This is a genomic window from Streptomyces sp. Isolate_45 (assembly GCF_024721315.2).
GTDB lineage: Bacteria > Actinomycetota > Actinomycetes > Streptomycetales > Streptomycetaceae > Streptomyces.
Window position 1 is genome coordinate 1 of record NZ_JANFAK020000050.1, and the last position, 23,069, is coordinate 23,069.

22 protein-coding genes are annotated in these 23,069 nt (G+C 73.9%); 12 read left to right on the forward strand and 10 right to left on the reverse strand.

Translation table 11 applies throughout. The features are described from left to right. On the forward strand, positions 1-654 hold a 654-nt coding region (locus NOD94_RS18130), incomplete at its 5' end, for a histidine phosphatase family protein (protein WP_348652340.1). Between the two features lie 8 nt (positions 655-662). Here NOD94_RS18130 and NOD94_RS18135 read toward each other — a convergent pair. After that, entirely contained in the window at positions 663-3,068 is a 2,406-nt protein-coding gene (locus NOD94_RS18135; RefSeq protein WP_281207010.1) for an excinuclease ABC subunit UvrA, read from the reverse strand. Between the two features lie 10 nt (positions 3,069-3,078). Beyond that, a complete protein-coding gene (locus NOD94_RS18140; protein ID WP_281207011.1) occupies positions 3,079-4,068 on the reverse strand; it encodes an LLM class flavin-dependent oxidoreductase in 990 nt (329 codons plus the stop codon). A 110-nt stretch (positions 4,069-4,178) separates the two neighbouring features. Here NOD94_RS18140 and NOD94_RS18145 point away from each other — a divergent pair, with 110 nt between their 5' ends. After that, positions 4,179-4,673, forward strand: coding sequence for a hypothetical protein (locus NOD94_RS18145; protein WP_281207012.1), 495 nt, complete (start codon positions 4,179-4,181; stop codon positions 4,671-4,673). A gap of 37 nt (positions 4,674-4,710) precedes the next feature. Here the strand turns inward: NOD94_RS18145 and NOD94_RS18150 are convergent, their stop codons facing one another. Then, positions 4,711-4,926, reverse strand: a complete 216-nt coding sequence (locus tag NOD94_RS18150) for a dodecin (RefSeq protein WP_281207013.1) — start codon at positions 4,924-4,926, stop codon at positions 4,711-4,713. Between the two features lie 167 nt (positions 4,927-5,093). Between NOD94_RS18150 and NOD94_RS18155 the strand changes: the two genes are divergently transcribed. The 3 genes from NOD94_RS18155 to NOD94_RS18165 all read left to right on the forward strand — a co-directional run bounded on the left by NOD94_RS18155 (position 5,094) and on the right by NOD94_RS18165 (position 8,480). Beyond that, positions 5,094-6,350 (forward strand): extracellular solute-binding protein, encoded by a 1,257-nt coding sequence (locus NOD94_RS18155; protein WP_281207054.1) that lies wholly within the window; start codon positions 5,094-5,096, stop codon positions 6,348-6,350. A 217-nt stretch (positions 6,351-6,567) separates the two neighbouring features. Further along, positions 6,568-7,344 (forward strand): GNAT family N-acyltransferase, encoded by a 777-nt coding sequence (locus NOD94_RS18160; protein WP_281207014.1) that lies wholly within the window; start codon positions 6,568-6,570, stop codon positions 7,342-7,344. Then, positions 7,341-8,480 carry a 1-acyl-sn-glycerol-3-phosphate acyltransferase gene (locus NOD94_RS18165; protein WP_348652341.1) on the forward strand — a complete coding sequence of 380 codons (1,140 nt, stop codon included), beginning with the start codon at positions 7,341-7,343 and terminating at the stop codon, positions 8,478-8,480. Before NOD94_RS18160 ends, NOD94_RS18165 begins: the two co-directional genes overlap by 4 nt. On the opposite strand, the gene egtD is transcribed toward NOD94_RS18165, so the two are convergent. Genes egtD through egtA form a run of 4 tightly spaced genes read right to left on the reverse strand, consistent with a single transcriptional unit; the run spans position 8,363 to position 12,754 of the window. Continuing rightward, the gene (egtD, locus tag NOD94_RS18170; protein ID WP_281207015.1) at positions 8,363-9,337 is read right to left on the reverse strand and encodes an L-histidine N(alpha)-methyltransferase; all 975 of its coding nucleotides are present in this window, start codon (positions 9,335-9,337) and stop codon (positions 8,363-8,365) included. The two genes, NOD94_RS18165 and egtD, sit on opposite strands and share 118 nt — an antisense overlap. Next, entirely contained in the window at positions 9,334-10,092 is a 759-nt protein-coding gene (gene egtC / locus NOD94_RS18175) for an ergothioneine biosynthesis protein EgtC (RefSeq protein WP_281207016.1), read from the reverse strand. The genes egtD and egtC overlap by 4 nt, the downstream gene beginning before the upstream one ends. Beyond that, positions 10,092-11,417 (reverse strand): ergothioneine biosynthesis protein EgtB, encoded by a 1,326-nt coding sequence (egtB, locus tag NOD94_RS18180; RefSeq protein WP_281207017.1) that lies wholly within the window; start codon positions 11,415-11,417, stop codon positions 10,092-10,094. The genes egtC and egtB overlap by 1 nt, the downstream gene beginning before the upstream one ends. After that, the gene (egtA, locus tag NOD94_RS18185; RefSeq protein WP_281207018.1) at positions 11,414-12,754 is read right to left on the reverse strand and encodes an ergothioneine biosynthesis glutamate--cysteine ligase EgtA; all 1,341 of its coding nucleotides are present in this window, start codon (positions 12,752-12,754) and stop codon (positions 11,414-11,416) included. The genes egtB and egtA overlap by 4 nt, the downstream gene beginning before the upstream one ends. Positions 12,755-12,861: 107 nt before the next feature. Between egtA and NOD94_RS18190 the strand changes: the two genes are divergently transcribed. Beyond that, a complete protein-coding gene (locus NOD94_RS18190; protein WP_281207019.1) occupies positions 12,862-13,698 on the forward strand; it encodes a TIGR02452 family protein in 837 nt (278 codons plus the stop codon). A 54-nt stretch (positions 13,699-13,752) separates the two neighbouring features. Here the strand turns inward: NOD94_RS18190 and NOD94_RS18195 are convergent, their stop codons facing one another. The 3 genes from NOD94_RS18195 to NOD94_RS18205 form a co-directional block, all read right to left on the reverse strand. Continuing rightward, positions 13,753-14,217, reverse strand: coding sequence for a type II toxin-antitoxin system PemK/MazF family toxin (locus tag NOD94_RS18195; protein ID WP_281207020.1), 465 nt, complete (start codon positions 14,215-14,217; stop codon positions 13,753-13,755). Positions 14,218-14,436: 219 nt separating this feature from the next. Beyond that, a complete protein-coding gene (locus tag NOD94_RS18200; RefSeq protein WP_281207021.1) occupies positions 14,437-15,810 on the reverse strand; it encodes an amidase in 1,374 nt (457 codons plus the stop codon). Between the two features lie 83 nt (positions 15,811-15,893). Beyond that, positions 15,894-16,388, reverse strand: coding sequence for a hypothetical protein (locus NOD94_RS18205; RefSeq protein ID WP_281207022.1), 495 nt, complete (start codon positions 16,386-16,388; stop codon positions 15,894-15,896). Positions 16,389-16,425: 37 nt separating this feature from the next. Here NOD94_RS18205 and NOD94_RS18210 point away from each other — a divergent pair, with 37 nt between their 5' ends. The 6 genes from NOD94_RS18210 to NOD94_RS18235 all read left to right on the forward strand — a co-directional run bounded on the left by NOD94_RS18210 (position 16,426) and on the right by NOD94_RS18235 (position 22,976). Beyond that, entirely contained in the window at positions 16,426-16,689 is a 264-nt protein-coding gene (locus NOD94_RS18210; protein WP_281207023.1) for a hypothetical protein, read from the forward strand. Positions 16,690-17,032: 343 nt separating this feature from the next. After that, complete coding sequence (locus NOD94_RS18215) at positions 17,033-18,037, forward strand: LacI family DNA-binding transcriptional regulator (RefSeq protein ID WP_281207024.1); 1,005 nt, start codon at positions 17,033-17,035, stop codon at positions 18,035-18,037. A gap of 172 nt (positions 18,038-18,209) precedes the next feature. Beyond that, positions 18,210-19,409, forward strand: coding sequence for a thiolase family protein (locus NOD94_RS18220; protein WP_281207025.1), 1,200 nt, complete (start codon positions 18,210-18,212; stop codon positions 19,407-19,409). A gap of 149 nt (positions 19,410-19,558) precedes the next feature. Beyond that, the gene (locus tag NOD94_RS18225; protein WP_281207026.1) at positions 19,559-21,001 is read left to right on the forward strand and encodes an aldehyde dehydrogenase family protein; all 1,443 of its coding nucleotides are present in this window, start codon (positions 19,559-19,561) and stop codon (positions 20,999-21,001) included. Positions 21,002-21,080: 79 nt separating this feature from the next. Beyond that, entirely contained in the window at positions 21,081-21,503 is a 423-nt protein-coding gene (locus tag NOD94_RS18230; RefSeq protein ID WP_281207027.1) for a thioredoxin family protein, read from the forward strand. 42 nt (positions 21,504-21,545) lie between these two features. After that, positions 21,546-22,976 (forward strand): NAD(P)/FAD-dependent oxidoreductase, encoded by a 1,431-nt coding sequence (locus NOD94_RS18235; protein ID WP_281207028.1) that lies wholly within the window; start codon positions 21,546-21,548, stop codon positions 22,974-22,976. Positions 22,977-23,069 lie beyond the last annotated feature (93 nt).

Below are 23,069 nucleotides of genomic sequence, written 5' to 3' on the forward strand. Positions count from 1 at the left end.
CCCATGCCAGAAGCCCCCGCCGGGTCCGGCCCGCGCCGCCGTACCGTACTGGCCGCCGCCCTGGCCCCCCTCGCGGTGGCCGGCTGCTCCGGGCGGCAGGAGCCGGTCCCGCCGGCGCCCGGCCCGCCGACCTCCGCGAAGGACGCCCTCGTGATGGTGATCCGGCACGCGGAGAAGCCGTACGCCGGGGACACCGGCGAGGACGACGACGGCAACGAGGGCCCCGGCTTCCTCGCGGTCCGCGGCCGGCGCCGCGCCGAGGAATTGCCCCGCCTCTTCGCACCCGCCCGCAGGGCCTCGCTGCCCCGGCCCGCCGCCCTGTTCGCGACCGGCGGTCCGGCGACCGCCCCCGCCCGCTGCCGGCAGACCCTGGAGCCGCTGGCCGCCGCGCTGAAGACGCCCGTACGCTCCCCGTTCGTGCTCGGGGCGGAACAGGCACTGGCGCACGCGGCGCTGGCCGCCCCGATGCCCGTGCTCATCTGCTGGGAGCACACCGGAATGCCCGCCCTGATCCGAGCCCTCGGCGCGCAACACGCCATCGGTGTCCCCGCGACCTGGCCCGACCGCTACGACCTGGTCTGGGCGTTCACCCGCAGCCGCGGCGCCTGGTCCTTCCGCGAGCACCCGCAGCACCTCCTGCCGGGCGACGTGTAGGGCGCCCCCTACCGGCCCAGGGCGCGGGCCAGGTAGGGGGCCGTCCGACCCGCGGGGGAGGCGGCCACCTCCGACGGGGTGCCCGCGGCGACGATCCGGCCGCCCTCCGCGCCGCCGCCGGGCCCCAGGTCGACGACCCAGTCCGCGCCCGCCACCACCTCCATGTCGTGCTCCACGACCACCACCGAGTGCCCGGCGTCCACCAACCCGTGCAACTGCCGCAACAACACCCGCACATCGGCCGGATGCAGTCCCGTCGTCGGTTCGTCCAACAGGTACAGGGTGTGGTCGCGGCGCAGCCGCTGGAGTTCCGTGGCCAGCTTGATGCGCTGAGCCTCCCCGCCCGACAGTTCCGTCGCGGGCTGGCCCAGCCGCAGGTACCCCAGCCCGATGTCCTCCAAGGCGCGCAGGGCGCGCGCCGCGGCCGGCACCTCCGCGAAGAAGACACCCGCCGACTCCACCGTCAGGCCCAGCACCTCGGCGATGTTCAGTCCGTCGTAACGGACTTCCAGGGTCTGCGAGTTGTAGCGGGCGCCGGCGCACTCCGGGCACGGGGCGTACGTGCTGGGAAGGAACAGCAGCTCCACCGATACGAAGCCCTCGCCCTGGCAGTTCTCGCAGCGACCGCCCGCCACGTTGAAGGAGAACCTGCCGGCCTTCCAGCCCCGTGCCCTCGCCCCGGGAGCAGCGGTGAACAGCTTGCGCACCACGTCGAACAGTCCCGTGTACGTGGCCAGGTTGGACCGCGGCGTGCGCCCGATCGGCTTCTGGTCGACCTCCACCAGCCGCCGGACCGGGAAGTCCGGCTCCGTCAGCCGGCCGGCCACCTCCTCGGCCAGCGCCCGGCCGACCAGCGTCGACTTTCCCGAACCGGACACCCCGGTCACCGCGGTGAGGACGCCGAGCGGGAACTCCGCCGCCACGTCACGGAGGTTGTGCCGGTCGACTCCCGTCAACCGCACGGCCCCGGTCGCCTCGCGCACCTGCCGGACCCCGGCGGCCCCGCGGTCCGCGAACAGGTGCCGTGCCGTCGCCGAGCCGTCCACCCCGGCCAGTGCCCGCGGAGGGCCGCTGTACAGCACCTGCCCGCCGTGTTCCCCGGCGAGCGGGCCGACGTCCACCAGCCAGTCCGCGTGCCGCACCACGTCCATGCTGTGCTCCACGACGAAGACCGTGTTCCCGGCCGCCTTGAGCCGGTCCAGAACGGTCAGCAGCGCCTCGGTGTCGGCCGGGTGCAGCCCCGCCGACGGCTCGTCCAGCACGTACACCACCCCGAACAGCCCCGACCGCAGTTGCGTGGCGAGCCGCAGCCGCTGGAGCTCGCCCGCCGAGAGGGACGGAGCGGTCCGGTCCAGGCTCAGGTAGCCGAGGCCGAGTTCGGTCACCGGGGCGATGCGCGAGCGCAGGTCCTCGGCGAGCACCCGGGCCGCCTCCGCGCGCAGATCGGCGCCGGCCAGTACGCCGTCCAGTTCGGTCAGTGCCAGCGCCGCCAGCTCCGCGATCGTGCGCCCCGCGAAGGTCACCGCCAGCGCCTCCGGCCGCAGTCGGTGGCCCGCGCACGCCGGGCACGGCGCATCGGTGAGGAACTTCTCCGCACGGGCCCGCAGGGTGGCGCTCTTCGTGTCGGAGAAGGTTCGCATCACGTAGCGGTGGGCGCTCATGTACGTGCCCTGGTAGGGCCGTTGGATCCGGTCGGCGTCCCGTACCGGGTGCACCGTGACCACCGGCTGCTCGTCGGTGAACAGGATCCACTCGCGGTCCTCCGCCGAGAGCTCCCGCCAGGGCGCGTCCACGTCGTACCCGAGCGCGTCCAGGATGTCCCGCAGGTTCTTGCCCTGCCACGCCCCGGGCCACGCGGCGACGGCTCCCTGACGGATCGACAGGCTCTGGTCGGGGACGAGGAGTTCCGCGCTGGTCCGGTGGATCCGGCCGAGCCCCTGACAGGAAGGGCAGGCCCCGACGGCGGTGTTGGGGGAGAAGGAGTCCGAGTCGAGACGCTCGGCCCCCGGCGGGTAGGTACCGGCCCGCGAGTACAGCATCCGCAGGGAGTTCGACAGCAGGGTCACCGTCCCCACGGAGGAACGTGATCCCGGCGAGGAACGCCGCTGCTCCAGCGAGACGGCCGGCGGCAGCCCGGTCACGGAGTCCACCTTCGGGGCGCCGATCTGGTGGATCAACCGCCTCGCGTACGGGGCCACGGACTCGAAGTACCGGCGCTGTGCCTCCGCGTACAGGGTGCCGAAGGCCAGCGAGCTCTTCCCGGAGCCCGAAACGCCGGTGAAGACGGTCAGGGTGTCGCGCGGGATGTCCACGTCGACTCCGCGCAGGTTGTGCTCACGGGCGCCCCGCACCCGCACGCAGGGGTCGGGGGCGTCCGGTGTCGTACGGGTGTCGGGATCGGGGGAGCGGTGCATTCGCCCCAGTTTAGAGGCCCGCGAGCCGGGCCAGCCTGTCGAAGGTGTCCAGCAGGGCGATCCGGTCGTGGGTGGAGGTGGTGACCAGCAGCTCATCGGCGCCGGTGGTCTCGGCGACCCGGGTCAGCTCGGCGGCGACCTGCTCCTCCGTACCGGCGATGTGCCCGGTGAGGGCGCCCTCGTACAGCTCCCGCTCCTTCGGGGTCATCTCCAGCGCCTCCACCTCCTCGGCCGGCCGCAGCGGGGGGAAGCTGCCGCGGGTGCGCGAGTGGGCCACGGCCCAGGCCTCCGGGAGCAGGATCCGGCGCGCGGCCTCCTCGGTGGCCGCGACCGCGACCGTCCCGGAGACGATGACGTACGGCTCGTCGGCCAGGGCGGACGGCCGGAACTCCGCGCGGTACCGCTCGACGGTCTCCACGAGCCGATCACGGCCGCGCAGGTCGCCCGCCACCATCGGCAGCCCGGCCCTCGCCGCGATGCCGGCGCCCTCGCCGGTGGCCAGGACGAAGGGCGGGATCCGCAGCCCCTCGGCGGGCCGGGCGTGCACATCGGGGTGGGTCCGCTGGGTGCCGTCGATCCAGCCGAGCAGCTCGGCCAGTTGCTCCTCGAAGCGGTCGGCGTCGGCGGTGTCGCGGCCCAGGGCCCGGCGGATCCCGTTGGTGAAGCCCACGGAGCGGCCGAGACCCATGTCGATCCGGCCCGGGAACAGGGCCTCCAGCACCCCGAACTGCTCGGCGACCACCATCGGCTGGTGGTTGGGCAGCATGACCCCGCCGGTGCCGACCCTGATGCGTCGGGTGGAGGCGGCCACGGCGGCGGCCAGTACGGTCGGCGCGGAACCCGCCACCCCGGGCACGCTGTGGTGCTCCGACACCCAGAACCGGTGGTAGCCGAGTTCCTCCGCCCTCCGGGCCAGTTCCACGGTGTCGCGCAGGGCCTGCGGGGCCGGGTGCCCCTCGCGGGTGCGGGACCGGTCGAGTATCGAGATTCTTCGGATCACACAGGTCACAACACCGGGCGGCGGCCAGGATTCCCCGGCCCCGGGATCACCCGGTCGCCGCCGGCGACGAGTGCCTCCGCCGTGTCGGAGGGGCGTTCTAGGCTGCGGGCATGACCGAGAACGCGTCCCAACGCCCGCTTGCCGTCTTCGACCTCGACAACACCCTCGCCGACACCGCGCACCGGCAGCACTTCCTGGAGGGCCGGCCCCGCAACTGGGACGGGTTCTTCGGCGCGGCCCCGGCCGATCCGCCGCTCGCTCGCGGGGTGGCGCTGGCCGTGGAGAGCGCGACCGACTGCGAGGTGGTGTACCTGACCGGCCGCCCGGAGCGCTGCCGGGCCGACACCGTCGCCTGGCTCGCCCGGCACGGGCTGCCCGAGGGCCGGTTGTGGATGCGCGGGAACCAGGACCGCCGCCCGGCCCGGCTGACCAAGCTGGAGGTGCTCAAGCGGATCGCCCGCGGCCGTGAGGTGCGGATGCTGGTCGACGACGACGAGCTGGTCTGTCAGGCGGCGCGCGCCGCCGGCTTCAGGGTCGTCCTCGCGAACTGGGCGGCGGACGCGCCGGAGCTGAAGGCCGCCCAGGAGGGGGAGGGCCGCACCTGATCGGTTCCGGGCGTCCGCGGTGACCGGCGCCCGGCCCTCATTCCTCCTCGTCGAGGCGGAAGCCGACCTTCAGGCCGACCTGGTAGTGCGCCACCTCGCCGTTCTCGATGTGCCCCCGCATCTGCGTGACCTCGAACCAGTCGAGGTTGCGCAGCGTGCTGCCCGCGCGCGAAATGGCGTTCCGGATGGCCTGATCGATGCCCTCGGTGGAGGTGCCGACGATCTCGGTCACCCGGTACGTGTGGTTGGACATGGGTTCTCCCACCAGTCGTCGTGTTGCCTTGTTCCAAGGTGCCCCAGTACGGCCGGGTCCGCGAACTTTGCGTGAACAATCCCGGGCGAAAGGCTCTTGACCCACCCATTGGTCTATGCCAATTTCAAGCCATCTGAGATCAATCTCCAGAAGGTGACCCCTTGAAGATGCGCTTCCTTGCCGTGTGCACCGCCCTCGCGGCCGCGACCGCCCTGACCGGATGCGGCCTGGTGGGCGGATCGGCCGAAGGGTCCGAGAAGGTGACGCTCTGGCTGATGAAGGGCAGCGCCTCCGAGGACTTCATCACGAAGTTCACCGCCGACTTCGAGAAGGGGCATCCCGGCATCGACCTGGAGGTGAAGATCCAGGAGTGGACCGGGATCGGCGACAAGGTCAACGCCGTGCTCGCCGGCAAGGGCAAGGAGAGCGCCGACGTCATCGAGGTCGGCAACACCCAGGTCGCCCAGTACGTCGAGACCGGCGGCCTCTCCGAGCTGACCCTCGAAGGCCTGCGCGAATGGGGCAGCAAGGACTGGCTCAAGGGCCTCTCCGACCCCGGCAGCGTCAACGGCGCCCAGTACGGCGTCCCCTGGTACGCCGCGAACCGCGTGGTGATCTACAACAAGGACCTCTTCGCGAACGCCGGGGTCAAGGCCACCCCCAAGAACCGCCAGGAGTGGATCTCGGCCACCCAGAAGCTCGACAAGGGCGACCAGCAGGGCATCTACCTCGCCGGTCAGAACTGGTACGTCCTCGCCGGGTTCATCTGGGACGAGGGCGGCGAGCTCGCCGTCGAGACCAGCGGCCAGTGGATCGGCGCCCTCGACGACGACAAGGCCATCGCCGGGATGGAGTTCTACAAGCAGCTCCAGGGGCTCGGCGACGGGCCCAAGGACGCCGACGAGGAGACGCCCCCGCAGGCCGACGTCTTCGCCCGCGGCCAGGTCGCCCAGATCATCGGACCGCCCGGCCAGGCCGCCCAGATCGAAGCGGCCAACCCGGCCCTCAAGGGCAAGCTCGGCTTCTTCCCGATACCCGGCAAGACCTCGGAGAAGGCCGGAGCGGTCCTCACCGGCGGCTCAGACCTGATCATCCCCGAGCGGACGAAGAACCGCACCCGCGCCGTGGACCTGATCACCGCCCTGGTCAGCGAGAAGTGGCAGACCGAGCTCGCCCGCAGCATGAGCTACGTACCGAACAAGACCACCCTCGCGCACGTCGTCGAGGGCAACGACGGTGCCGTCAACATGGCCCCCGGCGCCGCCCAGGGCCGGGCCACCCCCAAGTCGGCCCGGTGGGCCGAGATCGAGGCCGAGAACCCGATCAAGCCGTACATGACGGCCGTGCTCACCGGCCAGGATCCCAAGCAGGCGGCCAAGACCGCCTCCGACACGATCAGCCAGGTCCTCAGCTCCGACCGCTGAGGACCGGCGCCGAGCACCGGCGCGAGGACCGTCGCTGAGCACCGAGCACCGAGCACCGTCGCCGAGCACCGAGCACCGCTCTTGAGCGCCGAGTTCAGCGTCCGCACATCCGGGGGCCGCTGAGCGGTCATGTCGAATCCAGTCGGTCACGGAAGAAGTAGAGGAGCCGGGTCCGCCCCCTGCGGCCCGGCACCCCGTGCCCGGATCAGGAGCAGCCATGACCATCGCCCCCCTGTCCCCGTCCCCCCTCGCACCCCCCACCGGCGCCCCCCGCTACACCGTCCGCCTCGCCCGCGACGAGGACGAGGTCCGAGCCGCCCAGCGGCTGCGCCACCTCGTCTTCGCCGGAGAGCTCGGCGCCCGCCTGGACGGGCCCGAGCCGGGCCTGGACTCCGACGCCTTCGACGCCTACTGCGACCACCTCCTCGTCCTCGACGAGGAGACCGAGCAGGTCGTCGGCACCTACCGGATGCTGCCCCCCGAACGCGCCGCCGTGGCGGGTCGCCTCTACTCCGAAGGCGAGTTCGACCTCTCGGCCCTCGCCCCGATCCGCCCCGACCTGGTCGAGGTCGGCCGCTCCTGCGTCCACCCCGACCACCGCAACGGCGCCGTCATCGCCCTCGTCTGGGCCGGGCTCGCCCGCTACATGGACCGCGCCGGCCACAACTGGCTCGCCGGCTGCTGCTCCGTACCGCTCTCCGACGGCGGAGTGCTGGCCGCCGCGACCCGGGAGACCGTCCTCACCCGCAACCTCGCCCCCGAGGAGTACCGGGTCACCCCGCACCTGCCCTGGACCCCCGACGGCGCCACCGCCCCCGGCCGGATGGAACTGCCGCCGCTGCTCCGCGGCTACCTCCGCCTCGGCGCCTGGGTCTGCGGCGAGCCCGCCCTCGACACCAACTTCGACTGCGCCGACCTGTACGTCCTGCTCTCCCTGCGCCGGACCAACCCGCGCTACCTGAACCACTTCCTCTCGCTCGCCCCGGGCGCATGAGCGCCTGGCTGCCCACCGGGCCCTGTACCCCCACCGCCTGCGCCGCCCACACCGGGCGGGCCGCCGGTGTACCGCGCGCGGTCCTGCGGCTGGCCGCCGCCCTCGCCCTGATGCTGCTCGCCGTCCTGACCGCCCCGCCGGTACGGCTGCTCCCGGCCCGCTCCCGCCACGCCCTGGTCCGCGCCTGGGCGACCCTCCTGCTGCGGTCCCTGGGCGTACGGATCACCGTGCACGGCGCTCCGGGGCCGGACGGGGGCCGGCTGATCGTCGCCAACCACATCTCCTGGCTGGACATCCCGCTCGTCGCCGCCGTCCTGCCCTGCCGGATGCTCGCCAAGAGCGACATCCGCGGCTGGCCGGTGATCGGCGGGCTCGCCGCCCGGGGCGGCACCCTGTTCATCGAACGCGACCGGATCCGGGCCCTGCCCGCCACCGTCGACACCCTCACCCGGGTCCTGCTGGGCGGGGACCGGGTCACCGTCTTCCCCGAGGGGTCCACCTGGTGCGGCCGCGCCCAGGGCCCCTTCCGGCGGGCCGCCTTCCAGTCGGCGCTGGACGCGCGGGTTCCCGTACAGCCCGTACGGATCGGGTACCGGCTGCCGGACGGGGCGCTCGCCGGGGCGCCCGCGTTCGTCGGGGACGACCCGCTGACCGCCTCCCTCTGGCGGATCGCCCGGGCCCGCGGGGTGCGGGCCGAGGTGTGGCTGCTGCCGCGGATCCCGCCGGGCCGCCACGCCGACCGCCGGGACCTCGCGGCCGCCGCCCGGCGGGCCGTGCTCGCCGAGGCGGAACGGCCGGCGCGCGAGTCCGTCCCGCAGCACGCACCGACTCCGGGAGCGGCCCTCCAGGACGCGGACGCGACGTCTCCGGGCCGGGTGGAACGGGCCGGTGCGGCGCCCCTCCCGCAGGACGTGCCCGCGCCGCGGGACGCGGTGCCGGTACGGCCGCCGCTGCCCGGGATCCCCGCACAGCCACGGCCGCCCCGCCGCTCAGCCGGCCGCCCGCCCCACCGGACGGATCAGCCCGCGATGCCGTCCGCCACCGAGAGGGACAGCGCGAACCGGCCCTCCGCATCCGTCCACCACTGCGTCAATTCGAGCCCGGCCGCGGAGAGTTCCTTGCGCAGTCCCTCCTGACGGAACTTCGCCGACACCTCGGTCAGGATCTCCTCGCCCTCCTCGAACGGCACCACCAGGTCCAGGGCACGGATCTTCACCGTCACCGCCGACCGGGCGCGCAGCCGCATCTCGATCCACTCCCGCTCCCGGTTCCACACCGCCACGTGCGCGAAGTCGGCGGTGTGGAAGTCCGCGCCCAGCTCCCGGTCGATCACGGCCAGGACGTTCTTGTTGAACTCCGCGGTCACACCCTGGGCGTCGTCGTACGCCGCGACCAGCGTCGCCTCGTCCTTCACCAGGTCCGTCCCCATCAGCAGCGCGTCCCCGGGCGACAGCATCGCCCGTACGGACGCCAGGAACCCGGCGCGCTCCGGCGGCCGCAGGTTCCCCACCGTCCCGCCGAGGAACACCACCAGCCGCGGGCCCTGCGCCTCGGGCAGCCGCAGGGGCCGCGTGAAGTCCGCCAGCAGGGCGTGCACCCGCAGCCCCGGATGTTCCGCCATCAGGGACTCGGCCGCCCCGGTCAGCGCGCTCTCGCTCACGTCCACCGGTACGTACGTCTGCAGCGCGGGCATCGCCTCGATCAGGTGCCGGGTCTTCTCCGAGGAACCGGAACCCAGCTCCACCAGCGTGCGCGCCCCGCTCGCCGAGGCGATCTCCTGGGCCCGCTCCAGCAGGATCTCCCGCTCCGCGCGCGTCGGGTAGTACTCGGGCAGGCGGGTGATCTCCTCGAACAGTTCACTGCCCCGGGCGTCGTAGAACCACTTGGGCGGCAGCTCCTTGGGGGAGGCGGTCAGCCCCCGCAGGACGTCCGTGCGCAGCGCCGACTCGGCGGCGTGCTCGTCGAGGGTCCGGGTCAACTGGAAGTCGCTCACGGGGTGGTCTCCTTGAGTGGGGTCAGGGCGACCCTCGCACGGGTGGCGGTCAGCAGGGTCCGGTCGGGCACTTCGCACCACCGGGGATCGTCGTCGTACGGCTCGGACGCCACGACGGTGCGGCCGCCCGGCGGATCGGACAGGTACCAGAGGGAGTCGCCCCAGGCGGTCGCCGCGATGGCCGTACCGTCGGTCAGCAGCAGGTTCAGCCGGGAGCCCGGCGCGGCGCAGGACACCTCGCGGACCGCCTCGGCGAGAGCCGTGCCCAGGTCGTCGCCCTGCCGGAGCCGGTGCAGGACCAGCGCCCACACCAGCGCCGAGTCGGTGCGCGCGGCCAGCCGGAGCAGCTCCCGGGGCGGCAGCCCCGCGGCCAGTGCGGCCACGGAGTCAGGATGGTCCCGGACGGCGCCGTTGTGGCTGAACAGCCAGGGACCCGAGGCGAACGGCGCCGCCGCCGCCTCCCCGTCCGCACCCGCGAGCGTCGCGTCGCGTACGGCGGCGAGCACCGCTCCGCTGCGCACGACGCGGGCCAGGTCGGCGAAGGTCAGGTCGCCCCAGACGGGCCCGGCCCGCCGGTAGCGCGCCGGCACGGGATCGCCCGGCGCGTACCAGCCGACGCCGAACCCGTCGGCGTTGACCGTGCCGTACCGCTGCCGGCGCGGCGCCCATGACTGCCGTACGAGGGAGTGCTCGGGTTCGTCGAGGACCCGCCCCAGGGGCACCTCCGGCCCCAGGTAGGCCAGGTGACGGCACATCAGGCATCCCTCGCGGTCCGGAAGCCGGAGAAGATCTGCCGGCGCACCGGCAGGTCCCAGTTGCGGAAGGTGCCCCGGCAGGCGACCGCGTCCACGGCGAAGGAACCGCCGCGCAGCACCTTGTGCTCGGGGCCGAAGAACACCTCCGAGTACTCCCGGTAGGGGAAGGCGCTGAAGCCCGGGTACGGCAGGAAGTCAGAGGCGGTCCACTCCCACACGTCGCCGATCAACTGGCGTACCCCGAGGGGGGATTCACCGGCCGGGTAGGCGCCCGCGGGGGCCGGGCGTAGGTGGCGCTGGCCCAGGTTGGCGTGTGCGGGCGTCGGATCCGCGTCACCCCACGGGTAGCGGCGGGACCGCCCGGTGGCCGGGTCGTGCCGGGCGGCCTTCTCCCACTCGGCCTCGGTCGGCAGCCGGCGCCCCGCCCAGCGGGCGTAGGCGTCCGCCTCGTACCAGCTGACGTGCAGCACCGGTTCGTCGCCGGCAACGGGCTCGGTCACCCCGAACCGGCGGCGCAGCCACTGGTCCCCCTCCCGGTGCCAGAACAGCGGGGCCCCGATGTCGTGCGAGCGGATCTGCTCCCAGCCCTCGGGGGCCCACCAGCGGGGTTCGCGGTAGCCGCCGTCCGCGATGAAGGCCTGGTACGCGGTGTTGGTCACCGGCGCCGTGTCGATCAGGAAGGCCGCCGTGTCGCGGACGTGCGCGGGCCGTTCGTTGTCCAACGACCACGGCTCGGTGGAGGTGCCCATGGTGAACGGGCCCGCCTGTACGAGGACTTCGGCCGCGCCCGGAGGTGGGCCCTGCGGGGGGTCCGGCTCCGGGGCGGTCAGCACCGGGGCGCCCGCCTTGAGCTGATGGGTGATCAACATCGTTTCGTCGTGCTGCTGTTCGTGCTGGGCGATCATCCCGAAGACGTAACCGTCGGCGAGGAGCCCCGTGCCCTCCAACGGGACGTGCTCCAGCAGGTCGAGGACCCGGCCCCGCACCTCGGCCGCGTACCGGCGGGCCTCGTCCGGACCGAGCAGCGGCAGCTTCGGTCGTTCGGAGCGGGGGTGCTCGAAGGCGTCGTACAGCGGGTCGATCTCCGGACGCAGCGACTCGCGGCCCGCCACGTGACGCAGCAGCCAGAGTTCCTCCATGTTCCCGATGTGCGCCAGGTCCCACACGAGCGGCGACATCAGGGGCGAGTGCTGGGCGGTCAGGTCCCGGTCGTCCACGGGATCCGTCAGCGCGGCGGTACGCGCCCGCGCGGCGGTCAGGGCGGCCACCGCGCGCTCGCGCAGGGACTCGGGGTCGGCGCTCCGGTGCGGGCTGTCGATGCTCATGTGCGGTGTCCCTTCCCGGCGGGCTGCCACAGGTCGTCCTCCTCGGCCTCGTCGGCCGGACAGCGGCCGCGCAGGACGTAGCGTTCGGTGAAGGCGCCGACCGTGTCGCTCACGTGCGGACTCGCACCCAGGCGCGGCAGCGCCTCGCGGGCCGCCAGGAAGCACGCGGCGGCGGCCCACCGCAGATCGGGGTCGGCGAGCCCCTCCCGGGCGGCGGTCCGCCACAGGGGATTGCGCGGGGCGGCCAGGCCGCCGTAGGCGTCGGCCAGCGCCTTGGCCACCCGGTACGCCGTCTCGGCGGCCTCCGGGTCGTCGAAGAGGGCGTGCACGACGGCCGCCGGCACCAACCAGCCGTCCTCGCCGGGCTGCGCGTCGATCATCCTCAGCTCCAGGTGGCCGCGCGGCCGGACAGGAGGGAAGAGGGTGCTGAGGTGGTAATCCAGATCCTGCGCGGTCGGCGGCCGCAGCCCGCGGGGACCGCCGCCGTGGCGGGCGTCAGCGGTGACCTCGCCGCGCAGCCAGTCCCGGAAGGTCAGCCCGTTCGGTACCGGCCACGGCCCGTCGCCCTCGGACCGTACGCACATCACCCCGGTGTCCAGGGCGTGCCGGGTCCAGCCGGCCCGTGGTTCGGCGTCCAGCGGCGGGGCCAGGGAGCGCCGGGTGTCGATGTCGTGCCAGATGCCCTGCCGGGCACACCGCCAGCCCCGGTACGGGCCTTCGCGTGCGGGGGAGTTGGCGAACGCGGCGACCAGCACCGCGCCCAGCAGATGGGCCAGCCGCCAGCGGCGGCCGTACCCGAGCGGCCCGGGTTCCTCGTGACCGGCGTCCACGCAGACCTGGACGGAGGCGGAGGAGCACATCATGGCGCGGCCGGCCGGGCCGGTGCGGTCGAAGTAGGTTTCCATCGCGTCGTAGCGCGGGCTGTTCAACAGCCGCCGCAGGGGGCGGCGCGGGTCCTGACCGAGGCCCCGCAGGACCAGCCCCGAGGCCGCCAGGGCGGCGCGTACGGCGGTGAGGTCTTCCTGGAGGTCATCGACGCAGGCGGTGAGGGAGGCGGCGGGCTCCGAGCTGAGTTCCAACTGCCCGCCGGGCTCGACCGTGACCCGCGAGTGGAGGGACAGGGCGTGGGCGGCCTCGTGGGCGGCGGCCAGCCGGTCGGGCGGCAGGGGTAGCCAGGGCCGTTCGGCGTCGAGCACGAGCCATTCCAGCTCGGCGCCGATCAGTCGGGGCGGGCCGGTCTTGAAACATATGCCGTGCACCAGCTCTTCGGCTGTGGCCTCGGTGAGGGGGGCGTGGTCGAAGTCCTGGGCGAACGGATCGGGCGGGATTTCCGGCATCACCGTTTCCTCGTCTCCTGTCGTCGGCCTTGATGTCACCCGTGCCTACCCGTCCTCGGGACACAAATTCCTTTGCTTTGCCCCGGGCGGAGCCCGAAGCTTGCGGCGTGAGCAGTAGATTGCGCGAGATCGCGCGGGAGAACGCGCTGATCGTGGCGGCCGGCGCGTACCGGACGCGGTCCGGGCGACAGGTTTCCCTTGCCGCCGCCGTGGCGGAAGCCAAAGCAGGAACCACGATATACGGCCCAAACCGGGTCATTCCAGACGAAGAGCGCGTCGGTGGGGAAGCCCGCACCGTCATCGAGGTCACGGGGGAGAGCAGTACGGTCGCCGCCCGCCGCCTCGCCACCGCCGGCGCTCCGACCACCCCGGTCGCGGTCCTGAGCTTCGCCTCGGCCCGCAATCCCGGGGGCGGCTACGTACGGGGGGCCAAGGCGCAGGAGGAGGCGCTGTGCCGCGCCTCGGCGCTCTACGAGACCCTGCTGGAGGCGCGCGAGTACTACGAGGTCCACCGCGCGACCGAGAGCACCTTCTACACCGACCGGGTGATTCACTCGCCCGGAGTCCCCGTCTTCCGCGACGACCGGGGCGAACTGCTGGAGACGCCCTTCCTGGCGGGCTTCCTCACCTCCCCGGCCCCGAACGCGGGCACCATCCGCCGACAGGAACCGCAACGCGCCGCCGAGATCCCGGCCGCCCTCGCCCGGCGGGCGGAGCTGGTCCTGGAGGTCGCCGCGCTGCACGGGTACCGCCGCCTGGTCCTCGGCGCCTGGGGCTGCGGGGTGTTCCGGAACGACCCGGCGCAGGTCGCGGAGGCCTTCCGGGCCCCGCTGGCCGGACGCTTCACCGGGACGTTCGAGCACGTCGTGTTCGGAGTGCTCGACCGCGACCCCGCGCCCCGGGAAGCCTTCGCCCGCGCCTTCGGGACGCCGCCGACGGCCTGATCGAAGCGGGCGCGAACCCTCGGGGGCATGGCCCCGGGGAGCGGAGGGGTGCCGTCACTGCCAGCCGTAACGCTCCCGCAGCCGGTCCACGACCAGCTCGAACCGACCACGGTCCAGCGCGCACGCCTCGCGCCGCATCCCCGACTCGTGCACCCGCAGCACCCGGTCCAGGTCCACCCAGGAATCCCGCCCGGCGGAGTCCCACGGCCCCGAGCCGATCGGCACCCACTCCCGGTCGGCGTCGTGCCGCTTGCTGGACAGCTGGACGGCGAGCAGCGTCCGCCCGCCCGCCTCCCGGGCGACGACCAGGACGGGACGGTCCTTGCCCCGGCCGTCGTTCTCCTCGTAGGGAACCCAGGTCCACACGATCTCCCCCGGGTCCGGATCCCCGTCCTTGTCGGGAGCGTACTCGGTGCGCACCGGCCCCGTGGCGCGCGGATCCGCCTCCGTGGTGGCGGTGTCCCCGTCCCGGCCGGGCTGCTCGACGTGACTGTTGCCGTGATGCGAAAGTGCCGTCATTCGGGCGAGATTACTGGCCCCGGGACCCCGCACGGCCACGCGCCCGCTCCGTATCCGCTCCGTACCCGCCCGCCTCGTACCCGCCCGGATCCGGCCGGTCACGGGGACGCGGGCCGGGCCCTCGCCGCGCGCGGGAGCCGTTGGGGCGCCGTCCCCGTCCCCCCAACGGGCGACGCTCCGACTCGGTGAGCGGCCTGCAGGGTCGGGCACGGACGAGGATCAGAGGGTGGGCCAGTGCGCCGACCAGCCCTCCGCCGCCTCCAACTGTGCGGCCAGTGACAGCAACCGCGGTTCCGCGTCCGCCGGTCCCAGCAGCTGTGCCCCGATCGGCAGGCCGTCCGGGGTGAAGCCCGCCGGGACGCTCACCCCGGGCCAGCCCAGCACGTTCCACGTCCAGGCGTACGGACACGCCGCGATCATCGCCCGGTCCGTGGCCATGGCCCCCATGCCCGCCAGCGCGCCGATCCGCAGCGGGGGAGTGGCGGTGGTCGGCGTGAGCACCACGTCGAAGCGGCCGAAGATCTCCCCGACCCGGCGGCGCAGCACCACCTCGGCCCACCGGGAGATCCGCAGCGCGGGCCCGCCCAGCAGCCGCCCCGTGCGAACCGCCTCGTGCGTACGCGGATCCAGCAGCGCGGGATCGGGCACCCGGGCCGCCAACTCCCTTACGCCCACCGTCGCGCGGGGCACGAAGGTCAGCCCGATGAGGCCGTAGCGAGGATCCTCGGGCACCACCTCGTGGCCCAGCGCCTCCAGCCGTCCGGCCAACCGCTCCACCGCCGAACGCACCACCGGATCAAGGGATTTGGGCGTCGCGGTGAAGGCCATACCGTAGGACAGCGCGATCCGCAACCGCCCCGGCGGACGCAGCGCCGCCTCCGCCGCGGGAATCCGGGCGGGCCGGTGCAGGTCACCCGGATCGGAACCGCTCGCCGCGTCCAACAGCAGTGCGGCGTCCGCGACCGTGCGGGCCAGCACGCCGTTGACGGTGAGCCCGTGGAAGGACTCGGGCGCGGGCCAGGTGGAGATCCGCCCGCGCTGCGGCTTCACCCCCACCAGATGGGTCCAGGCCGCGGGGATCCGTACCGAACCCGCACCGTCCGAACCGAGCGCCGCGGGCACCAGACCCGCGGCCACGGCCGCCGCGGAGCCGCCCGAGGAGCCGCCGGGCGTGTGGAGCGGGTTCCACGGATTGCGCGTCGCGCCGAAGGCGTGGCCCTCGGTGAACGGCCACTGGCCCAGCTCCGGCGTCTGCGTCTTGCCGACGATCACCGCCCCCGCCGCGCGCAGGCGCCGGACGGCCTCGCTGTCGGCGCGCTGCGCGGGGAAGTCCCCGGCGCAGCCGAAGGCGGTCGGCTCGCCCGCCACGTCCATGTCGTCCTTGACCGCCACCGGGACGCCAAGCAGCGGCAGCCGCTCGCCCCGGGCGAGGCGCCGGTCCGCGGCGTCCGCCTCGGCGAGCGCGGCTTCGGTGCGCACGATCCGGAATGCGTTGAGCGAGGGCTGTGCGGCCGCGATCCGGGCCAGGCATCCCTCGGTCAACTCCCTCGACGTGACGGCTCCCAGGGCGAGCGCCGTCGTCATGTCCCGCAATCCCGGGGCGAGCCCGGCCCCCGGCGGTCGAGACGTTCCCGGTGACCCCACCACATCCAACGAACCCGCCACCGGACCTCCCCCTACCGATCGGTAGCAAGAAGGTAGCGGGCGGGACGCCCGGCCGGACAGCCCCCGGACAGCACCGGGCGGGCCTGTATCCAGCCCTCCAGCGAGGCCATGAACCCCTCGAAGTGGTCCCGGTGGATGGTGTGTCCGGCCCCGGCGACCGAACGGACCTCGGAGCCGCGTTCCGTCAGCGGCGCGGTCCGCTCCGGTGGGATCAGGAAGCCTGGGTCGGCGAGTCGTACGAGGGAGGGCGGCGCCGGGGCGGCCGGCAGCAGGTCCCGACCGAGGAGCGGGGCGGGGCTCGGTGCGGTGGCCTCGTCCCACACGGCCGGGGTCGCCGCCTCGACGTCCACGTCCGCCTCCTCCCGGAGCGGGTTCATCGCCCGGATCCGCTCCTTGTCCGCCGACTTGAACCCGGCGAGCACCTCGGGGCCGAAGCCCGGTTCGGCGCTCGCCAGGTGCCAGGCCGGGTCCGAGTACACCGCTCGGTGCGGCTTCAGCCGGTCCACCGCCGGCGCCGGGGTCAGCCCGCCGAGCGAGCGGCCGATGGTCGGCTCCGCGCCGCGGGGGAGCGTCTCGACGACGTCGTCCGCGAAGAGTCCGGCACCGTACGGACCGCGCGACCGGCTTGAAGACCGTCGCGAAGACGGCGGAGACCCCCGCGATCAGGCCGAAGTCGGCGACCTTGTTCGCCGGATCGACCTGCTCGACCTGGAGCGCGAGCAGGATGCCGGCGACCCCGATGCAGAGCGTGTACATGGCGGTGTTGCCGAGGAGCGGCAGGGGGAGCAGGCCGCGGCCGGGCGGTGACGCGGTCCCGGGGCCGGGTGGAGCGTCGGATGCGGCGGCCGGGCCGGGCCGGGCCGGGAGCGGTGGGGCGGTGTCGGAGTCGGGGGAGGAAACGGCCGCGGTGCCCTCCTGGGCACGGGATCCGATGCGAGGTGAGGGGGTGCGCGCCGCCCCGTCGCGACGGCGGGGGTGCGACGGAGCGCGACGGGGCGGCGGCACGGTCGGACGCGTGCGGCGTCGCGATCCCATAGGAACGCGACGAGATGGTTGCACGTGTCAATGAATCGTGTAACCACTGTGTAGCATCCGTTTCACGCCATCCGCCGGCCCCGGGGCACAACAGGTCTGGAAAGATGCGACGGCAATGTCCCAGTCATCGAAATCGCCGAACGTGCCGACCAGCGCGGACGTCGCCCGCCTCGCGGGCGTGTCGCGCGCGACGGTCTCGTACGTGCTCAACAACGCGGCAGCCGTGCGGATCAGCGAGCCGACCCGTCGCAAGGTCCGGGAGGCCGCCGAGGAACTCGGCTACGTCCCCCACGCCGCCGCGCGCAGCCTGCGGGCCGGGCACACCCGGATCGTCCTGCTGCCCACCTCCCACGTGCCGGTCGGGCCGCTCTACAGCGCCTTCCTCAACGAACTCCAATGGGCGCTGCGGCGTCTGGACTACACCGTGGTCCAGTACGGCAGCCTCGGCCTGAACGGGGACGAGGCCGCCCGCGCCTGGGCCGAGCTGCGGCCGGTCGCCGTGATCTCCCTCGGGGAGATCGCCCTGTCCCCGCACAACGTCGCCACCCTCAAGCGGGCCGGTGCCCGCGCGGTCATCACCCTGGGTCCCGCCGGCGTGCCCGGCGCGCACGCGCTCGTCATGGACCAGGCGGAGATCGGGGCCCGTGCCGCCGGTCACCTCCTGGAGCGGGGCCGGCGCCGGATCGGGGTGGTCGTCCCCCGGGAGGCGGGGCTGGAGTTGTTCTCCGGGCCCCGGCTGGCCGGGGCCCGGTCCGTCGCGGGAGCGGAGGTCGAGGAGGTCCCGCTGGCCCACACCGAGGAGTCGGCGGCGGAACTCGCCGCCCGGTGGCGCCCGCTCGGGCTCGACGCGGTCTTCGCGTACAACGACGAGTACGCGATGCTGCTGATGCGCGCCCTGCAGGACGCCGGCCTGCGGATCCCCGAGGACGTGGCGGTCATGGGAGCCGACGACCTGCTCATCGGCCGGTTGCTGCGGCCCCGGCTGAGCACCGTCCGGCTGGAGATGCCGACCGGGGACCATCTGGCGTCCCTGGTTGACCGGGCGGTGCGCGAACCGTCGGAGATCACCGAACGGAACGACCTGATGGCGGCCCTGGTGGTGCCCCGCGAGTCGACCTGAGGCCCCGGCGGGCCCGGCCGGCCACCCGTGGCTCGCGGGTGGCCGTTGACAGGCGGTGACGGCCGGGCGGAGACTTCGGGCGCGCCCCACCGGGCGTGCCCGGCGGTGTGCCCGGTGCCGAAACCGGCCCCGACGCGCCGCCGCCCGTACGGATCCGCCCAGGAGAGACCCCATGAGCATCCGCACCGTCCGCGACGTGTACGTCGTCGACGCCGTCCGCACCCCGATCGGCAAGTTCGGCGGGGCACTCGCCGGAGTCCGGCCGGACGACCTGGCCGCCCATGTGGTCCGCGCGCTGGTGGACCGTACGCCGGAACTCGACCCGGCCCGCATCGACGACGTGGTCTTCGGTGACGCCAACGGCGCCGGTGAGGACAACCGGGACGTGGCCCGCATGGCGGTGCTGCTCGCCGGACTGCCCGTCACCGTTCCCGGGGTCACCGTCAACCGGCTCTGCGGATCCGGTCTGGAGGCCGTGGTCCAGGCGGCCCGCGCCATCGCGCTCGGTGACGCCTCCGTCGCCATCGCGGGCGGCGTCGAGTCGATGAGCCGCGCCCCCTGGGTGGTGCAGAAGCCGGAACGCGCCTTCCCCGCCGGGCACCAGCAGATGTGGTCCACCACCCTCGGCTGGCGCATGACCAACCCCCGCATGCCCGCGGAGTGGACGGGTTCGCTCGGCGAGGGCGCCGAACTCGTCGCCGAGAAGCACGGCATCACCCGCGAGGAGCAGGACGCCTTCGCGCTGCGGAGCCACCGCAAGGCGTCCGCCGCCTGGGCCGCCGGACTGTACGACGACGAGGTCGTCCCGTACCCGGGTGTGGACCTCGCGCGCGACGAGTGCATCCGCGAGGGCTCCACGCCGGAGGCCCTCGCCCGCCTGAAGCCCGCGTTCCGAACGGACGGCTCCGGCACGGTGACGGCCGCGAACGCCTCCCCGCTCAACGACGGGGCGGCCGCCCTGCTGCTGACGGACGAGGCCGGGCTGGCCGCCACCGGCCGAGAACCGCTGGCCCGGATCAGCGCCGGTGCCGTCACCGGAATCGAGCCGCAGCTCTTCGGCCTCGGCCCGGTCGACGCCGTCGCACGGGCCCTCGGCAAGGCGGGCCGGTCGCTCACCGATCTCACGGCCTTCGAGCTCAACGAGGCCTTCGCCGCGCAGGCGTTGGGCTGTCTCGCGGCCTGGCCCGAGCTGGACCCGGAGGTGGTCAACCCGCGCGGCGGGGCCATCGCCATCGGACACCCGCTCGGCGCCTCCGGAGCCCGGCTGGCAGGTTCGGTGGCCCACCAACTGGCGGCCGCCGGCTCGGGCACGGGCATGGCGGCGCTGTGCATCGGCGTCGGACAGGGCATCGCGCTCGTCCTGGAGAGGTGAGCCCCGCCCCACCGCGCGACGGTCGATCGTTTCCGGACATGGCAGCCGGTCAACTGCCCAATAACTGAACAGAAGTGGTGTCTCCGGTCTGGCACGATGGCGCGTGCTGCCGCCCCCCGCCCCGCACCATCCCCTTCCGGAGGCCCCGCGTGACGCCGCTCCTCGACCCGACGCTCTGGCAGGACGGACCCACCCTCACCGGCGGCACGGCCCCGGTCGTCGAACCCGCGACCGGGCGCACCCTCGCCACGCTCGACCTCGCCGCCCCCGCCGACGTGGCCGAGGCAGCCGTACGGGCCCACGCCGCGCAGCGGGACTGGGCGCGCGCCACCCACCCGGAGCGGGCCGCCGTGCTGCGCCGCGCCGGTGACCTGTTCGCGGCCCACGCCGACGAACTGCGGGCATGGCTGGTCCGGGAGTCGGGATCCATCCCCGGGAAGGCGGACTTCGAGCTGCACGTCGCCGCGCAGGAGTGCTACGAGGCCGCCGCCCTCGCCTCCCGGCCGACGGGTCAGGTATTGCCCAGCGAAGCACCCAGGCTCTCCTTCACCCGCCGGGTTCCGGCAGGGGTCGTCGGGGTCATAGCCCCCTTCAACGCCCCGCTGATCCTGTCGATCCGCTCCGTGGCACCGGCCCTCGCACTCGGCAACGCGGTCCTGCTCAAGCCGGACCGCCGCACCGCCGTCTGCGGCGGCCTCGCCCTGGCCGCCGTCCTGACCGCAGCCGGACTGCCGGCCGGGCTGCTCCAGGTACTGCCCGGCGGGGCGCGGACGGGGGCCGCGGTGGTGGCCGACCCCCGCGTGCGCGTGGTGTCCTTCACCGGCTCCACCGCCGCCGGCCGCACGGTCGGAGAGCTGGCCGGCCGCCACCTCAAGCGCGCGCACCTGGAACTGGGCGGGAACTCGGCTCTCGTGGTCCTCGCCGACGCGGACGTCGAAGCCGCCGTCGCCCAGGCCTCCTGGGGCTCCTTCTTCCACCAGGGACAGGTCTGCATGACCACGGGCCGGCACCTCGTCCACGCCTCGCTCCACGACGAGTACGTCGAGAGGCTCGCGGCGCGGGCCGAGGAGCTGGCCGTCGGGGATCCGTACCGCGAGCCGGTCCACCTGGGCCCGCTGCTCGACGAGGCCCAGCTGGAGCGGGTCCACGGGTTGGTCGAGGCCAGCATCGGACAGGGCGCCAAGCTCGTCGCCGGAGGCACCCACCGGGACCTCTTCTACCGGCCCACCGTGCTGGCGGGGGTGGCCGACGACACGCCGGCCTACGCGCAGGAGGTCTTCGGCCCGGTGGCGCCCGTACGGTCCTTCGTGACCGAGGACGAAGCCGTCGAGCTGGCCTCGGCCGGCCCCTACGGGCTCTCGTTGGGCATCGTCACCCGCGACGCGGCCCACGGCATGGAGCTGGCCGAACGGATCCCGACCGGCATCGCGCACATCAACGACCAGACCGTGAACGACGAGGCCGTCGCCCCCTTCGGCGGGGTCGGTGCCTCCGGTACTGGCGCCCGGTTCGGCGGGGAGGCGAACCTCGACGCCTTCACCGAACTCCGCTGGACGACGGCACGCACCAGCCCGCCCGGTCACCCGTTCTAGGGATACGGGGCGGTCGCGGAATTCGACGGGTGGGCCGGTCGTTCACACAGGACACGCACCAAACAGGAGGTCTGGATCCGTGGCTACAGTCGAGCTCACCAAGGAGAACTTCGACCGGACGGTCAGCGAGAACCCGTTCGTGCTGATCGACTTCTGGGCGGGCTGGTGCCGGCCCTGCCTCCAGTTCGCCCCGGTCTACGAGAAGGCGGCGCAGGCCCATCCCGACCTGGTCTTCGCCAAGGTGGACACCGAGGCCCAGCAGGAACTGGCCGCGGCCTTCCAGATCACCTCGATCCCGACCCTGATGATCGTCCGGGATCAGGTGGCGATCTTCGCGCAGCCCGGAGCCCTGCCGGAAGCGGCGCTGACCGACCTCATCGAACAGGCCCGCGCCCTCGACATGGACGAGGTCAAGGCGAAGATCGCCGAGTCCGGGCAGGGGGGCGGACCGGCGACCGAGCAGCCGCGACCCGACGAAGCCCCCGGCACGCCGCAGTCCTGACCTTGCCGCCCGGGGCCCGGGCGCTGCGGAGACACTGGCCCCATGACTGAAGCGATGGAATACGACGTCGTGGTGCTCGGCGGGGGACCGGCCGGGGAGAACATCGTCGACCGGACCCGGGCCGCCGGGCTGAGTACGGCGCTGGTGGAGGGCGAGCTCGTCGGCGGGGAGTGTTCGTACTGGGCCTGCGTGCCGAGCAAGGCCCTGCTGCGTCCGGCGCTGGCGCGGGCCGAGGCCCGTCGGGTGCCGGGGCTGGCGGGCTCCGTGGCGGGCCCGCTCGACGCGGAGGCGGTGTTCGCGCACCGCGACTATTGGACCGGCAACTGGAACGACGAGGGCCAGGTCGACTGGATCGACTCCACCGGGGCCGATCTCTACCGGGGTCACGGCCGGCTCTACGGCATCCGCAAGGTGGCCGTGAGCAGCCCGGAGGGGGAGCACCACATCCTGTCCGCCCGGCACGCGGTGGTCGTGGCCACCGGGACCCGGGCCGTGGTCCCGGAGGTTCCCGGGCTGGCCGAGGCCCGGCCGTGGACCAGCCGGGAGGCCACTTCCGCGCGGCGGGTGCCGGGCCGGCTGCTGATCGTCGGTGGTTCGGTCGTGGCCACCGAGATGGCCACCGCCTGGCAGGCCCTCGGTTCCCAAGTGACCTTGCTCGTACGGGGATCCGGGCTGCTGCCGCGGATGGAGCCCTTCGCGGGGGAACTGGTCGCCGAGGCGCTGCGGGAGGCGGGCGCGGTGGTCCGTACCGGGGTGTCGGTGGAGGCGGTGGAGCGCGAGGGGTCGACCGGCCCCGTCACGGTGGTGCTGGCGGGCGGGGAGCGGCTGGAGGGTGACGAGCTGCTCGTGGCGACCGGCCGGGCCCCGCGGACCGAGGACATCGGGCTGGACACCGTGGGTCTGACCCCCGGCGACTGGATCGGGGTGGACGAGAGCTGCCGGGTGCCCGGCAGCGACTGGCTCTACGCCGTCGGCGACGTCAACCACCGCGCGCTCCTCACCCATCAGGGCAAGTACCAGGCCCGGATCGCGGGCGCGGCCATCGCCGCCCGCGCGGTCGGGTACGACGCCATCGACACTTCCCGCTGGGGCGCTTACGCCGCCACGGCCGATACGGAGGCCGTGCCCCAGGCCGTCTTCACCGACCCGGAAGCGGCCGCCGTGGGATTGTCCCTGGCCGAGGCGGAGCGGGCCGGTTACCGCGTGCGCGCCGTCGACCACGACCTCGGGAAGGTGTCGGGCGCGGGCCTGTACGCCGAGGGGTACCGCGGCCGGGCCCGGATGGTGGTCGACCTCGACCGGGAGGTCCTCCTCGGGGTCACCTTCGTCGGTGCGGGCGCCGCCGAACTCGTCCACGCCGCCACCATCGCCGTGGTGGGTGAGGTTCCGATCGACCGGCTGTGGCACGCGGTTCCGGCGTTCCCGACCATCAGCGAGGTCTGGCTGAGGCTGCTGGAGGCGTACCGGGGATAGGGCCTGGCGGGGGCGGTCGGTCGGAGGGGCGGCGGCAGGGCGGGGTGCGCGGGCGGAGGGAGCGGGATCGGCCAGGAGGACGGGAATCGGCCA